Genomic DNA, 12,484 nt, shown 5'->3' with positions numbered 1-12,484 from the left:
GTTATGAACCTATTTTGCCTATGCTCCGGCATGGCGTGGCCGTTAAAAAGTTGCAGCTTTTTAACGGCCTTTTTATTTGCCATATTGCCGCGCCCGTTTCTTGAATGCTTTAAGGTGATCGTCTTCCAATTGCCTGCGCTGCTTTGCGGGCAACGCCTGGAAGGCGCCGTAGCTTATGCCCAGCTTGTGTGCTATGTAGGCGTCCAGCGCCAGCATATCAACCCCCGCCATGCATTCCTTGCCCGCTTTTCCCATGTTCCTTACCCCTGTTACTATTAAAATCCATCCGGTCTTTCCATAGCGCGCGCTCGATGCGCTCTTTTGCCTCCCAGGCCTTGTCCGGGTCTTGCGTCGCCTCCGCCAGCGGGTACCATTGGTCTGCCCCCCTGCGGCTGCCCTCAACGATGTAATAGCCGTCCCCTTCGAGCGTCTTGTAAAAACGCACTCGGGCGCGGTCAATCCATACCGGCGGGTGGCTTGTCAACTGTGATACCGGTTTAATCAGCTTCCCTTGCCATGCATTACACATTTTTCCGCGCCTGCCTCCGTATCCATGCCGCCGTAAGCCGCTGCAAGGTGACCGGCTCGGCCTTTTTGCGGCCGCGCGCCCCGGCGGCTTTTCTCCGGGCTTTTATCATCCGTTCCGCCTGCATAATGTTGTGCGTGCGGATGCTCTCCGCGAGCATGCGTTCTTTCGGTTTCATAGCTGCATCTCCTCAAGAACGCCCTGTATGGTCATGCCTGCCACGATGCCGCACATGCCGAGCGCGCAGGTCGCGGCCATGCAGGGCGTCGGCTCGCATACTCGCGTCAGCGCTAAAACGGCGACTGCGAACAGCAGCACGCAGCAGCACAGGAACACGCTCCCGGCAACCACCATCACCAGCCGCTTGTGCTTAATCCTTTTCATCATGCTTGTCCATCCTTTCCCGTGGGGCGTCCCGCCCCGTTGTTTATCCTGTTCTTTTCTCAATCTCAGCCTTGCGCAATCTAAGTTCCGCGTTTGTCAGAATGCACCTCACCGTCTGGTCAAAAAATTCCTGCCGCCGGGCAATTTCTTCCGGCGGCGCATCCCTGTATGCGTCGTCTACAATCCGCACCTTTGCGTTCGGTAATATGTACTCTGCAACAACCATCTTCCGCACCTCCTTGCAATATCCTATGCAGTGCACGGGCTGTCCCATTTCTAGCTTGCTTTGGTGGGCTGCTTCGTTCCCTCGTTGAGCACCGACGCGCCCATCAGCATGTAATAGAACCTTTCGCGCACGTCTTCAGGCAATGCCCGCAGGATTACCGCCAGTTCTTGCCCGTCCCGCCGTTTCTCCATGGCTTCCGTCATTTTCCTCGTCCTCCTTCCTGCTTTCTTGTTGTTTTCTGTGAAATCAATATATCATTCTTTGAAATCAATGTCAAGCCTTTTTCGCAACTTCTTGTTTACAATGAAACCAAGATGTGCTATGATGCAGATATAGGAGGTGAACAAAGTGAACGAACGACTTGCCACGTTGCGCGCAAAATTATCTTTAACTACACGTGCTTTTGGCGAAAAGATTAATTTATCCGGCGGTGCCATTACGAATATGGAAAAAGGCACACGCAATATAACGGATAGAACCATTTCAGACGTTTGCCGAGAATTCAACGTAAACGAACAATGGCTCCGTACCGGTGAAGGAGAAATGTTTATCCAGTCTGATGCTACCTTACTGGATGAACTGGTGCGGGAATACGGTTTGGATGCGCTTGATAAAAAGATCATGGAATTCTATCTGTCCATGCCGGCGGCGCACCGTCAGGTTATGAAAACCGAATTGCTGAAATTGGCCGGTTGCCTTGCGCCTGAACAGTCAAACGAGGATGAAATCGAATATGAATTGCAGTCTTATCGCCTGGAACTGGAAGCCGAGCAAAAAGGGACAATGTCCTCTCCCTCCGCCGAGCAAAGCGGCGCATAACTTCTGCGCGCTGACTTTCAGGCAAAAAAAGAAGCCCACCCCGGTGTGCTACCACCGGGGCGGGCTATAAGCGAAAAAGCGCTGGACGCAACGCCTTTTGTTATATTTTATCATATTATGGAGGGTCTTACAATGGGAAAGCATCTTTTAGACTAAGTGCACGTTTTCGGAAAAACCGTCTTTCGCACCCGCGCCGAGGCAGAGGTAGCTTTGGCAATCTGGAAAGGAGCAGAGCATGGCAAGAAGAATTGGATTTGAACTTGATACCAAGTGGGGACACGAGACGAGCGTCCTTGAGTATGACGACACGCTGGATAAAGAAATCGAAAACGACCTTTACAGGTGGATGTGGAACCGGATTACCCTCAGACGGCGGGAAATTAAGAACGGCCAGGAACTGGGGGAGGGATGATGATGGATGATCTTATCAGCCGGGAGACGCTTGCGGAAGAAATAGCAAGCATGAAAATCACAATGGCAGGCCGCAACATCTTTCCGCAGGGAGTAAAAGACTGCATACTTGAACACATCCACGATGCTCCTGCTGTCGACGCCGTGCTTGTGGTGCGGTGTCATGAATGTAAACATCAAATTTATGACCAAAAGCACAGAAAGCGCTGGTGTAACCACGAATCTGGATGCCGTGAAGTCAGAGCAGACGGGCAGGGATATTGTGATTTAGGTGCTCGTATTGACGGGGTACGGGAAGATGGATAACACCCAGGTCAACCCCCCGCCGCATTACAACTTATAAAATTCTACGCTTCCTTGTGCCCTCAATTGCAGTTATATTTTTACTGAACTTTTCAACTGGCGCATAATAAAACCGCCCCGGTGTGCTACAACCGGGGCGGGCTATGAGCAAAAAAGCGCTGTCCGCAACGCCTTTTGTAATATTTTATCATATTATGGGAGGTTTTACAATGGCAAAGCATATTTTAAACTACGTGTACGATTCTATAAAAAACGATTCTTCTTTAAGCGCATCCGAAAAGGATGAATTGTTAACAGAATTTAAGGAATATGTAGAAAGCCATAGTGAAGAAGAAAGTCATACAAACACAATTAAGTTGCTTTCTGCCTCATGCGGCGCATTAATAATAGGCTTTTTCATGGCAAAAACAGGCATGTTTACTTTGGATTTAAAAAACATCGTAACATGCGTCATTCTTTCTTTGTTATCTGGCTTTATATGTCTCTTAGTGTTCAGTCTGCTGGGAAATCGACGTTTATTCCCAGATTATAAAATTCTACGCTTCCTTGCGTTCCTTGTGCCCTCAATTGCAGTTATATTTTTACTGAACTTTTCTACTGGCGCATAATAAAACCGCCCGGTATCCTACCCCCGGGCGGCCAGTGCATAACCCCGTAAACAGGCAATTTAAAGGGTGTCTATGCCCTTTCATAATAGCATAAATTTAAATGAAAGGAAAGGTGTTCGTATGCCTTACGTCGCTTATTTGCGAAAATCCCGCGCCGACCAGGAAGCCGAGCAGCGCGGGGAGGGCGATACCTTCGCCCGGCATGAAAAAATACTAATAGACCTTGCCCAGCGGCAAAAGCTCCCCCTAACGGATATATACCGCGAGCTGGTTTCCGGTGAGACCATTTCCGCCCGCCCCGTCATGCAGCAGCTTCTAAGTGAGGTAGAGGCCGGTCTTTGGGACGGCGTGCTTGTGGTGGAAGTGGAACGCCTTGCGCGCGGCGATACCAGCGATCAAGGCCGCGTACAAAAAACGTTTTTCTATTCCAATACCCTGATAGTAACCCCCATGAAAACCTATGACCCCACAAACGAATATGACCAGGAATACTTTGAATTTGGTTTGTTCATGTCCCGCCGGGAATATAAAACGATCAACCGGCGTTTGCAGGCCGGGCGCATATCGTCTATCCGTGAGGGAAAATACCCCGGAAATATCCCGCCCTATGGCTATTTGCGCGAAAAGCTTCCAAAGGAAAAGGGATTTATTTTAACCCCCCATCCCGAGCAAGCGCCGGTCGTCCGGCAAATATTCGCGTGGTATGCCGATACGGAAAACCATTTAGGCGTTGCTAAAATTGCCACGCGCTTAAACCAGCAACACGTCCCAACCTTCAAAGGGAACGAATGGACAATATCAACCGTTCAACGCATCTTACAGAACCCCGTTTATTGTGGGTATCTCATCTGGGGACGGCGCGCCCATGTAAAACAGATGAAAAACGGGGAAATCACTACAAGCCGCCCTTGGTCAAAAAATTATGAGAAAGTAAAAGGGTTGCATGAACCGCTTGTTGATGAGGAAACATTTGACCGGGTTCAGCAGCTTTTTATGTTACATCCCCGCCGCCCGGTTCCAAAAAAGAAGATTATGCAAAATCCCCTGTCTGGCCTGATCGTCTGCGGCATGTGTGGCCGAAAGCTTCAACGCCGTCCGTATAATTCAGGCCGGCAAGCCACCTTGATTTGTACGCAAGCCGGTTGCGCGAACGTGTCTTCTGATCTGCGCATTGTGGAACAGGCCGTGCTTGAATCTCTGCGCAAATGGCTAGAAGACTACAAAACCGAAACGAGCATTGACCCCGACCGGCGCTTAAACGCGGAGCTTGAGGGCTTAAAGCAAAGCCTGCACAGCCTATATGAGAAGCAAAACGAGCTATTCAAAATGCAGCAACGCGCCTATGAACTCGTTGAACAAGGCGTTTATACAACCGCCGTATTTTTAGAACGTCAGCAGCAGCTTACCGCCCAGCGTAATAATTTGGAGGCGTCTATATCTGATCTTGAAAATCAGGTATCCGCCCTTGAGAATGAACGCGAAACAAAAAAGCAGCTTATCCCAAAAGTGCAGCATGTCCTTGACGTATACGGCTATGCCGAAACCGATGAAGAAAAAAACCGGCTTCTAACCTCCGTCTTAGAAAAGGTGATCTATATGAAGACTACAAACAACCGTTGGAGTACCGAAAACGACATGGAACTAACGATTTTCCCCCGTTTTTCTCTTTCTTGCAATCACTGATAACATTCATGTTCTGACGAACTGGCTCATCTGGAAATGATTGCCGCAATCGTTTACCAGCTCACGCGCAACCTGACGCCTGAGGAGATCAAGGCCGGCGGCTACGATGCCTACTACGTCGACCACACGACCGGCATTTATCCGCAGTTCGCTTCCGGCACGCCGTGGAGCGCCATGACCTTCCAGTCCAAGGGCGACGCGATCACGGACCTGTTCGAGGATCTCGCTGCGGAGCAGAAGGCTCGCACGACCTACGATAACCTGCTGCGCCTGATCGATGACCCGGACGTGCGCGATCCGATCAAGTTCCTGCGGGCACGCGAAGTCGTGCATTTCCAGCGCTTCGGCGAACCGCGCCATGCAACATAAACACCGCCGTACATAAAAAGGCCCAAGGGCGTCCCCGCCCCTGGGCCTTCCGCTGAGAAGTTATAAAAAAGTAGGAAAGTGAGGATTTTACTTACCGAGAAGCTCGCGCTCGATCTGCTCGCGCGCGGCCGGCGCCTGCTCGTTCATCTTCTCCGGGAAGCCGAACATGGAGACGCAGGCGATGTTGTCGCCGCCAACCTTCGGGGCGTCCGCCTTCTCCTGCTTGTGCGCGAAGTCCATCTCGCGCAGGGTCTCATAGATGCCCGGGAAGTCCACGTCGCCCTCGCCCATCATCAGGTGCTGATGGATCGTGACGTCCGCCTTGCCGCGCCCGTTCAGCCAGGGCGGGTTTGCGATATAACGGCAGTCCAGCGTCTGGTTGAAGGTGTCCGCAAACAGCACGTGCGTCAGCTCGTCGCCGCAGTAGCGCAGCATCGAGCGTACGTCGCCCTTGCCCTGGTCGTAGAAGAAGCCGTGCGGCGAAGAATATACATAGCCCAGGTTCTTCGAGCGGAACGACTTGACCATGTCGACCGTCTCGTTGTTCAGCTCGCAGAAGTCGTACGGGTGGGACTGGATCTCCACACGCAGGCCCTCGCGCTCGATGATCGGCAGCAGCTCCTCCATCGACTTGAACCACATCCCGTTGCAGATCTCCTGCTGGTTCGGGTCGCCCGATAGCTCCGTATTGATGACCGGTACGCCCATCTTTACCGCGATCTCGATGATCTTCTTCCAGTTCGCGACCGCAAACTGGCGCTGCTCCTCCGTCGGCCCGCTCCAGCGGTATACCACGATAAACGAAGAAATCTCCACACCGGTCTCGCGCAGCGCCTTCCGGTACTCCGCCTCGCACTCTTCAGAGAACAGCGGGTGCTTATAGAACGGGTTGATCCGCGGGTGCGGCGACTGCTCGATGTACTTGTAGCCCCAGTCGGCTACCTGGTGCACCATGTCGTTGATGCTCATCTGTTTCGCAAGTACGTCTACGTCAAATGCTACTTTCATCCTGAATGCCCCTTTCAATAACTGCGGACGCAGCCGCGGCGCACCCATAGGTACGCCCGGCCGCCCGCTTTATCTTAATTATTCGTAATCGACCCAGCTTGCGCCGTTGTCCGCAGACTCGACGCACTTGTCAACCCACTTGACGCCCAGCACGCCGGCGTGTACGCCCGGATACCAGAAGTCGATCTCTTCGCCCTTGTCGCACTTTTCAATTGCGACGGCAAAGCGGCTGTACAGGTTGGACCATGCCTCGAACAGGCCTTCCGGATGGCCGGAACCGATGCGGTCGTCCTCTACGGCTTCCGGATAGAGGTAGCCCATGTCGCGGTGCAGCACATGCTGCGGCTCGCCCTGTACCTCATAAAGGAGCTGGTTCGGGAACTCCGCGTTCCATTCGACAGAGGCCAGCTCGCCGACGACACGGATCTTATGGCCGAACATCGCGCCCGCGTTGACGCAGGACGACCACAGGTAGCCGATTGCGCCGTTATCATATTCCATGATGGTCATGGCGTTGTCCTCGAGCGGCTTGCGGCTCTCAACGAAGGCCTGCTTGGAGCACATCAGGCGTTTGATCTTCATGTTCGGGATCATGGCCTCGGACAGGTACAGCGGATGGGTGCCGACGTCGCCCAGCACATAGGACGGGCCGGACTTCTTCGGGTCGACGCGCCACGCCGTGGAGGCCGCGGTCTTCTCCACCGCAACGTTGTGGTAGCCGTGCGCAAACTGCATGTTGACGATGCGGATCGGGCCGAGCTTGCCATCCTCGATCATCTTGCGCGCCTGCTCGATCATCTGGTGGCCTGCATAGCCGTAGGAAACGAACATGATTTTGCCGGACTTTTTGACAAGCGCCTCCAGCTCCTCGGCCTGGGTGGTCGTGAAGCACATCGGCTTCTCCAGGTATACGTGCAGGCCGGCTTCCAGCGCTGCCTTGGCGATTTCAAAGTGCGTGAAGTTCGGGGTCGCGATCGAAACGGCCTGGATGCCGTCCGGGCGCTTCGCCTCGGCTTCAAACATGGACTTGTAGTCCGGGTAGCAGCGCTCCGGCGCGACGTGCAGGCTGGCGCCAAACGCGCGGCCGCGCTCCGGGTCGATATCAAATGCGCCGGCAACCAGTTCAAAGTTGAAGTCGCGCAGCGCCGCGGAGCGGTGGATATAGCCGATCTGGCTGCCCTTGCCGCCGCCGACCATCGCCCAGCGGATCGGGTTTTCTACTCTTTTTTCACCGTAATACATAATATGTTCTCCTTTATCTGTAAATATTTCCGTTTAAATTTCGTAACCGACCGATTTGAGGTAGTCGACGCTCGCCTTGACGTCGCGCAGGCTGGTGTCCGCGTTGCGCGGGTCGCGCTCCTGCTCAATCGTGATATAGCCGGCGTAGCCGATGTCCTCGAGCGCCTGCTTGATGGCGGGATAGTCGAGCGTACCCGTGCCGATGGGGCACATCGATCCTTTGCCGCAGCCTTCGAAGAAGCGGATGTGCTCGCCCAGCACCTCGCGGTAGACCTTTTCGTCCACATCCTTGAAATGGACGTAATCCAGGCGGCTGGCGTACTTTTTGAGCCACTGCACCGGATCCATGCCGGAATAATACAGGTGGCCGGTGTCCAGGCACAGGCCGGCAAGCTCGTACGGGATATCGCGCACCAGCGCTTCGATCTCGTCGGCAAACTCAATGTAGCCGCCCGCGTGCGGATGGATGACCGGGCGCACGCCGTAGCTGTTGGCGCGCTCGCACACGCCGCGGATATGACGCATCATGGTTTCCCACTGTGCGGGCGACAGGCGCGGCGCGCGGTCGGGGTGCCCGGCGGCATAGTCGCGCTCGTCATGCCCCCAGTCCATGATGGTCATGTACGGCGTGGGGAAATGCTGGCCGTCGTGCACCTTGAGCGGGGGGAGCTTTGTGATCAGGGAGCAGATGTCGTCGGTCTGCTTGAGCAGGTTTTCATAATTCCCCTCGTCGAGCAGGTCGTCGAAAATCGTGCCCGCGACAATGGACAGGCCGTTTTTCTCCAGTTCCGTGGAAACCGCCGCCACGTCAATTGGCAAGAAGCCATAGGGGCCAAGCTCCATCGCGCTGTAGCCGGCCTTGCCCGCTTCCTCCAGTACGCGCGTCCAGGGCGGTAAATACGGGTTTTTTACGTCGTCTACGCCCCAGCAGCAGGGCGCGCCGCAAATTTGAATAGACATGGTTCCTCTCCTTTTCGCATATAAGCCGGGCGGGTTCTCCGTTGCCGGGCCGCATGGTTGCCGCTTCGTCATTTGATGATTAGATTATAGCCCGCCGGGTGCGCCCCTGTTTTCCGATTATTGCGCTTTGTGGTGTGAAAACCCGGAAAATAGTGCACAAAAATGAGCGTGCATTTTTAAACTTTACGGTTTCTTGCGATTTGCCGGAAAATGCGTCATAATAGGGGTATGAGAAAGGAGCGCCTATGTCAGAATATTCTTTCCGTAGCCTGGCCCCGCCCCGGTTGCTTTACGCGACGCGCCAGGCCATCGTGAACCCCAAGGTGCAGCGCCCGATCCACCGGCACGAGGATGTGTCCGAGCTGCTGTTCGTTTATCAGGGCGAGGGCACTTATATCGTCGACGGCTATAGCTACGAAATCCGTCCCGGCGACCTGCTGCTCTATAACCAGGGCGGCCTGCACGAGGTCGCCTCCGCCACCGCGCACGAGATCGGCACCTTTTGTTTCGGGATCGCGGGGCTTGCGCTGTCCGGCTATGCCGACGGGCAGATGGCGGATGCGCAGGAGGGCTTTGTCCGCCCGGTCGGCACGCATTACAGCGAAATCTACGCCCTGTGCAAGCTGATCTACGAGCAGATGGAGTTGGACACGCAACAGGCGCGCGCCATCCTGTCCCAGCTCTTCCCTGGGCTGCTGCTGCTTGCGCTGACTTTCCCCTCCGACCACCGCAGCCAGGAGCAAAACACGGACGTCGTGCTGGCCAACCGCATCCGCCAGCACATCGCGACCCATTTCACCGACCCGCTCACGCTGGAAGGGCTTGGCCGGGCGCTCAATATTTCGCCCTACTACGCGGCGCACGTGTTTAAGAACATCACGGGCTTTTCCCCCATCCAGTACATGATCCGGTGCCGCATCGGCGAGGCGCAGAACCTGCTGATCTCGACCGGCTACAGCGCGACCCAGATCGCCGCGCTGGTGGGCTACAGCAGCATGAACCATTTTAACGCGATCTTCACCAAGACGGTCGGCCTGCCCCCCATCCGGTACCGCAAACAATACCTGGAGTCCCTCCAGGGCAAGAAAGGACAGTGACCATGCTGATGGATACCAACACGCGCAAGCCGGTTGAGGTGGTCGCCGCGCTGATCTGGGATCGGAGGCGGTTCCTGATTTGCCGCCGCCCGGCGCATAAGGCGCGCGGCCTGCTGTGGGAATTTGCGGGCGGCAAGGTCGAGCCTGGCGAGACGCACCGGCAGGCGCTTATCCGCGAGTGCCGGGAAGAACTCGCCGTCACCGTCCGCCCCGGCGACGTTTTCTTTGAAACCACGCATGTTTACCCGGATATCACGGTGCACCTGACGCTGTTCTGCGCCACCATCACAGAAGGCACGCCCCAAATGCTCGAGCACGCGGACCTGCGCTGGATCACGCCCGCGGAAATCCCCGGGTACGCGTTCTGCCCAGCGGACGCCGGTATCCTGGCGCGCCTGCGCGGGCTGCCCGGGTGACCCCCTATCATAAAAAAATAGGCCGCCGTCCGGGAGGTACCCCCCGGGCGGCGGCCTTATTTATGCCCTTTTCGGCATCTCGAAACCTTCGAGCGCCTGGTTTAAAAACGCGTGGAACGGCTGCATCGCCTGGAACACCTGCACGGCGGACGCCACAAAGCCGTCGTCCAGCACCTGCGCGTCGGCCAGCGGGTATTCCACGTAAAAGCTTTTGTATTTGAAATATTCCGCCTGCGGGTGGGCGGGGTCGTAGCCGCGCGGCACATTTTTAAGCGCCGTGCCCCGCACGGTGGTGAAATACGCCTGGAACGCGGGATCCGACACGATGCGCGCCCACGCATCCCCCTGCGCCGCAATGGCGTCCCGGATGCGCGCGGTCGCGTCCTTGAACATATCGGCGAACAGCCCGCCGCCCATGAAGGAGCGCCCGCCCGGGCTGACCATGATGTAATACCCCACCGGGATGGGCAGCTTGCCCGACGGGCCGATGTGCGCGCGGAACGCCGGGTGGTAGGGCGATTTGTCGTGGCTGAACCGGGTGTCCCGCATCAGCTTAAAGGTCAGCTCCCGCGGCAGCGCCTGCGGGATGTTGCCGTCCACGCGGCGCAGCGCGTCCATCAGGCGGCCGACCAGCGCCTCAAACGCGGCGGTTGCTTCCTGGTATTGTGCCTTGTGTGCGTGGAACCACGCGCGGTCGTTGTTCTGCGACAGCCCGGATAGGAATTGCAATGCCTTTTCCATCCTAACAGCCCCCTTCCATCACGGCGGAGAATGCCGCCCCGCCGATGCACCGGCGCACCCAGTCCGCCGTCGCTTGCGGCGCGCGGTAGGCCGGCATCGCCGCAAACACCTGGGAAGCGTCGTCGATCCGCTCCATCGCGTCGGTACAGCGGACGATCTCTTCGTATTTGCACGTATCCAGGCGCTGGAAGTCCAGCCGTTTGGGGTCGAGCCGGTGCGTCGCCACCGCGTAATTGACCCTGCGCGCGCATTCGCAGCAGCCCGTGCCGCTCAGCCCGCAATAGGCGGACAGGAAATCCGCCATCTTCCGGCGGATGCGGGACAGGCGCTGCCGGTAGGCCTCCGGCGTAAGCCCGAGCACCTCCGCAGCGATGCGGCTGTCCAGCCGGAACATCGTGCCCAATATAAAGATGCAGCGGCTTTCCGCGTCCAGGCATTGCAGCATGACGTTTGAGCAGGAAAGCTTAAGCTCCCGCTCGAGCAGCGCGCCGTCCACGCCGCCGCCCATGTCGGGCACGTCCTTTTCCCTGCCGGAAAGGATATCCTCACCGTAAATCTCAAGGCTGAGGGGCGCGTTGGCGAACATGTGCTTGCGGTAGGCCTGCAAATGGTTGGCCGCGATGCGGAACACCCAGGTCGACAGGCTGCTGTCCTGGCGGAAGGACGACAGCCGCGTCATCGTCTTCAGCAGGATTTCCTGCGTGGCGTCCTCTGCGTCCGGCACCGTGCCCAGCATGCGCAGCGACAGGTTGAACACCATGTCCTGCACGCTGTGCAGGACGGCTTCGAGCGCGTCCCGGTCCCCGGACACCGCCCGCGCGATTTGCTCCCTTTCATGATCCATATTTTTTACACCTCCTATTTTATTAGACACGCAAACCCGGCCGCTGTGACAGGTGCGCCGCATAATTTTTTTAACCGTACCATATCCCCCGCCGGAAAGCAACCGGGAATCCCGCCCGCCGGGAAATGCCACGCCCATCCGCCGCATAGGTATCAGGGAGGGGGTTCCCGCCCCCATATCCTGAAAAGGTGGTGCAAGCCCATGTCAAAGCCCGCAAAACGTCGCGCGGTCGCCGGATGGACGGTGGCCGCCCGCAGCCCCGCCCTCCCGCCGGAGGAGCGCGCCCGCCGCCTGGAAGAAGCGCGGCTGGCGCTCGCCGCGATCCTCCGACCCGGATTATAAAGGGGGCGGCTGCCATTGGATGCGCTTTACGCCCGCCAGTCGGTCGACCGCGACGAAAGCCTGTCTATCGAGGGGCAGCTTGCGCGCTGCCGCTTCGAGGCCGGGCAAAACGAATGCCGCGAATATGTCGATCGCGGCTTCAGCGGCAAGGACACCAACCGCCCGGCCTTCCAGCGCCTGATGCAGGACGTGCGCGCCGGGCTGGTGCGCAAGGTCATCGTATACCGCCTCGACCGCATCAGCCGCTCCATCCTGGATTTCGCGCAGATGATGGAGGTGTTCGGCGAAAACCAGGTCGAATTCCTGTCCTCAACCGAGCACTTCGACACCTCCGCCCCGATGGGGCGCGCAATGCTTAACATCTGTATCGTCTTTGCCCAGCTCGAGCGCGAGACCATCCAGCGGCGCGTGCTCGACGCCTATGCCGACCGCAGCCGGCGCGGCTTCTTCATGGGCGGGCGCGCGCCCTACGGCTTCCGCCTTGCCGGGGCGCAAGTCGNCCACG

At 57.0% G+C, this 12,484-nt stretch carries 17 protein-coding genes and 2 pseudogenes; 9 read left to right on the top strand and 10 right to left on the bottom strand.

Going from position 1 to position 12,484, the window contains the following annotated elements; genetic code table 11:
* Positions 1 to 72: 72 nt before the first annotated feature.
* The 5 genes from CZ203_RS14290 to CZ203_RS14800 form a co-directional block, all read right to left on the bottom strand.
* Complete coding sequence (locus tag CZ203_RS14290) at positions 73 to 255, bottom strand: hypothetical protein (protein ID WP_143436213.1); 183 nt, start codon at positions 253 to 255, stop codon at positions 73 to 75.
* A gap of 266 nt (positions 256 to 521) precedes the next feature.
* Positions 522 to 704, bottom strand: coding sequence for a hypothetical protein (locus CZ203_RS12410; protein ID WP_087066427.1), 183 nt, complete (start codon positions 702 to 704; stop codon positions 522 to 524).
* Positions 701 to 913, bottom strand: a complete 213-nt coding sequence (locus CZ203_RS12405; protein WP_087066426.1) for a hypothetical protein — start codon at positions 911 to 913, stop codon at positions 701 to 703. The genes CZ203_RS12410 and CZ203_RS12405 overlap by 4 nt, the downstream gene beginning before the upstream one ends.
* Before the next feature lie 40 nt (positions 914 to 953).
* Positions 954 to 1,136, bottom strand: coding sequence for a hypothetical protein (locus tag CZ203_RS12400; RefSeq protein WP_087066425.1), 183 nt, complete (start codon positions 1,134 to 1,136; stop codon positions 954 to 956).
* Positions 1,137 to 1,186: 50 nt separating this feature from the next.
* The gene (locus tag CZ203_RS14800; RefSeq protein WP_159456517.1) at positions 1,187 to 1,339 is read right to left on the bottom strand and encodes a hypothetical protein; all 153 of its coding nucleotides are present in this window, start codon (positions 1,337 to 1,339) and stop codon (positions 1,187 to 1,189) included.
* A gap of 145 nt (positions 1,340 to 1,484) precedes the next feature.
* Here CZ203_RS14800 and CZ203_RS12395 point away from each other — a divergent pair, with 145 nt between their 5' ends.
* The 6 genes and pseudogenes from CZ203_RS12395 to CZ203_RS12380 form a co-directional block, all read left to right on the top strand.
* On the top strand, positions 1,485 to 1,955 hold the full coding sequence (locus CZ203_RS12395) for a helix-turn-helix domain-containing protein (RefSeq protein ID WP_087066424.1): 471 nt from the start codon (positions 1,485 to 1,487) through the stop codon (positions 1,953 to 1,955).
* Positions 1,956 to 2,190: 235 nt separating this feature from the next.
* On the top strand, positions 2,191 to 2,367 hold the full coding sequence (locus CZ203_RS14795; RefSeq protein ID WP_159456516.1) for a hypothetical protein: 177 nt from the start codon (positions 2,191 to 2,193) through the stop codon (positions 2,365 to 2,367).
* Between the two features lie 2 nt (positions 2,368 to 2,369).
* Positions 2,370 to 2,672, top strand: a complete 303-nt coding sequence (locus tag CZ203_RS12390; protein ID WP_087066423.1) for a hypothetical protein — start codon at positions 2,370 to 2,372, stop codon at positions 2,670 to 2,672.
* Between the two features lie 206 nt (positions 2,673 to 2,878).
* Positions 2,879 to 3,277: a hypothetical protein gene (locus CZ203_RS14285; RefSeq protein ID WP_143436212.1), complete on the top strand. Its 399-nt coding sequence runs from the start codon at positions 2,879 to 2,881 to the stop codon at positions 3,275 to 3,277.
* A 120-nt stretch (positions 3,278 to 3,397) separates the two neighbouring features.
* Positions 3,398 to 4,960 (top strand): recombinase family protein, encoded by a 1,563-nt coding sequence (locus CZ203_RS12385; RefSeq protein WP_087066422.1) that lies wholly within the window; start codon positions 3,398 to 3,400, stop codon positions 4,958 to 4,960.
* A gap of 12 nt (positions 4,961 to 4,972) precedes the next feature.
* Positions 4,973 to 5,329: pseudogene (locus CZ203_RS12380) on the top strand (manganese catalase family protein); the annotation flags it as partial.
* A gap of 87 nt (positions 5,330 to 5,416) precedes the next feature.
* Here CZ203_RS12380 and CZ203_RS12375 read toward each other — a convergent pair.
* The 3 genes from CZ203_RS12375 to CZ203_RS12365 all read right to left on the bottom strand — a co-directional run bounded on the left by CZ203_RS12375 (position 5,417) and on the right by CZ203_RS12365 (position 8,539).
* Complete coding sequence (locus CZ203_RS12375; protein ID WP_087066329.1) at positions 5,417 to 6,337, bottom strand: sugar phosphate isomerase/epimerase family protein; 921 nt, start codon at positions 6,335 to 6,337, stop codon at positions 5,417 to 5,419.
* A gap of 78 nt (positions 6,338 to 6,415) precedes the next feature.
* A complete protein-coding gene (locus CZ203_RS12370) occupies positions 6,416 to 7,579 on the bottom strand; it encodes a Gfo/Idh/MocA family protein (protein ID WP_087066420.1) in 1,164 nt (387 codons plus the stop codon).
* A 33-nt stretch (positions 7,580 to 7,612) separates the two neighbouring features.
* Positions 7,613 to 8,539 carry a sugar phosphate isomerase/epimerase family protein gene (locus CZ203_RS12365; protein ID WP_087066419.1) on the bottom strand — a complete coding sequence of 309 codons (927 nt, stop codon included), beginning with the start codon at positions 8,537 to 8,539 and terminating at the stop codon, positions 7,613 to 7,615.
* A gap of 245 nt (positions 8,540 to 8,784) precedes the next feature.
* On the opposite strand from CZ203_RS12365, the gene CZ203_RS12360 reads away from it, so the two are divergent.
* Both CZ203_RS12360 and CZ203_RS12355 read left to right on the top strand, forming a co-directional pair.
* Positions 8,785 to 9,636, top strand: a complete 852-nt coding sequence (locus tag CZ203_RS12360; protein WP_087066418.1) for a helix-turn-helix domain-containing protein — start codon at positions 8,785 to 8,787, stop codon at positions 9,634 to 9,636.
* 2 nt (positions 9,637 to 9,638) lie between these two features.
* Entirely contained in the window at positions 9,639 to 10,052 is a 414-nt protein-coding gene (locus CZ203_RS12355) for a (deoxy)nucleoside triphosphate pyrophosphohydrolase (protein ID WP_235847529.1), read from the top strand.
* 60 nt (positions 10,053 to 10,112) lie between these two features.
* Here CZ203_RS12355 and CZ203_RS12350 read toward each other — a convergent pair whose 3' ends face one another.
* The gene (locus CZ203_RS12350) at positions 10,113 to 10,793 is read right to left on the bottom strand and encodes a DUF2461 domain-containing protein (protein ID WP_087066417.1); all 681 of its coding nucleotides are present in this window, start codon (positions 10,791 to 10,793) and stop codon (positions 10,113 to 10,115) included.
* 1 nt (position 10,794) lies between these two features.
* Entirely contained in the window at positions 10,795 to 11,637 is an 843-nt protein-coding gene (locus CZ203_RS12345) for an RNA polymerase sigma factor (RefSeq protein ID WP_087066416.1), read from the bottom strand.
* 357 nt (positions 11,638 to 11,994) lie between these two features.
* Between CZ203_RS12345 and CZ203_RS15185 the strand changes: the two are divergent.
* Positions 11,995 to 12,456 (top strand): annotated as a pseudogene (locus CZ203_RS15185) (recombinase family protein); the annotation flags it as partial.
* Between the last annotated feature and the right edge of the window lie 28 nt (positions 12,457 to 12,484).

This window comes from Intestinibacillus massiliensis (assembly GCF_900155735.1).
GTDB classification, from domain to species: domain Bacteria; phylum Bacillota; class Clostridia; order Oscillospirales; family Butyricicoccaceae; genus Intestinibacillus; species Intestinibacillus massiliensis.
Note: the sequence above shows the minus strand (reverse complement) of the source record. Positions and strands in the feature narration are given on the sequence as shown.

Coding starts and splice junctions, on each gene's coding strand:
- CZ203_RS12375 (WP_087066329.1), bottom strand. CDS start 6,337: ATGAAAGTAGCATTTGACGTAGACGTACTTGCGAAACAGATGAGCATC.
- CZ203_RS12385 (WP_087066422.1), top strand. CDS start 3,398: ATGCCTTACGTCGCTTATTTGCGAAAATCCCGCGCCGACCAGGAAGCC.
- CZ203_RS12345 (WP_087066416.1), bottom strand. CDS start 11,637: ATGGATCATGAAAGGGAGCAAATCGCGCGGGCGGTGTCCGGGGACCGG.
- CZ203_RS12355 (WP_235847529.1), top strand. CDS start 9,639: ATGCTGATGGATACCAACACGCGCAAGCCGGTTGAGGTGGTCGCCGCG.
- CZ203_RS12350 (WP_087066417.1), bottom strand. CDS start 10,793: ATGGAAAAGGCATTGCAATTCCTATCCGGGCTGTCGCAGAACAACGAC.
- CZ203_RS12410 (WP_087066427.1), bottom strand. CDS start 704: ATGAAACCGAAAGAACGCATGCTCGCGGAGAGCATCCGCACGCACAAC.
- CZ203_RS12360 (WP_087066418.1), top strand. CDS start 8,785: ATGTCAGAATATTCTTTCCGTAGCCTGGCCCCGCCCCGGTTGCTTTAC.
- CZ203_RS14800 (WP_159456517.1), bottom strand. CDS start 1,339: ATGACGGAAGCCATGGAGAAACGGCGGGACGGGCAAGAACTGGCGGTA.
- CZ203_RS12400 (WP_087066425.1), bottom strand. CDS start 1,136: ATGGTTGTTGCAGAGTACATATTACCGAACGCAAAGGTGCGGATTGTA.
- CZ203_RS14290 (WP_143436213.1), bottom strand. CDS start 255: ATGGGAAAAGCGGGCAAGGAATGCATGGCGGGGGTTGATATGCTGGCG.
- CZ203_RS12390 (WP_087066423.1), top strand. CDS start 2,370: ATGGATGATCTTATCAGCCGGGAGACGCTTGCGGAAGAAATAGCAAGC.
- CZ203_RS12365 (WP_087066419.1), bottom strand. CDS start 8,539: ATGTCTATTCAAATTTGCGGCGCGCCCTGCTGCTGGGGCGTAGACGAC.
- CZ203_RS14795 (WP_159456516.1), top strand. CDS start 2,191: ATGGCAAGAAGAATTGGATTTGAACTTGATACCAAGTGGGGACACGAG.
- CZ203_RS12370 (WP_087066420.1), bottom strand. CDS start 7,579: ATGTATTACGGTGAAAAAAGAGTAGAAAACCCGATCCGCTGGGCGATG.
- CZ203_RS12405 (WP_087066426.1), bottom strand. CDS start 913: ATGATGAAAAGGATTAAGCACAAGCGGCTGGTGATGGTGGTTGCCGGG.
- CZ203_RS14285 (WP_143436212.1), top strand. CDS start 2,879: ATGGCAAAGCATATTTTAAACTACGTGTACGATTCTATAAAAAACGAT.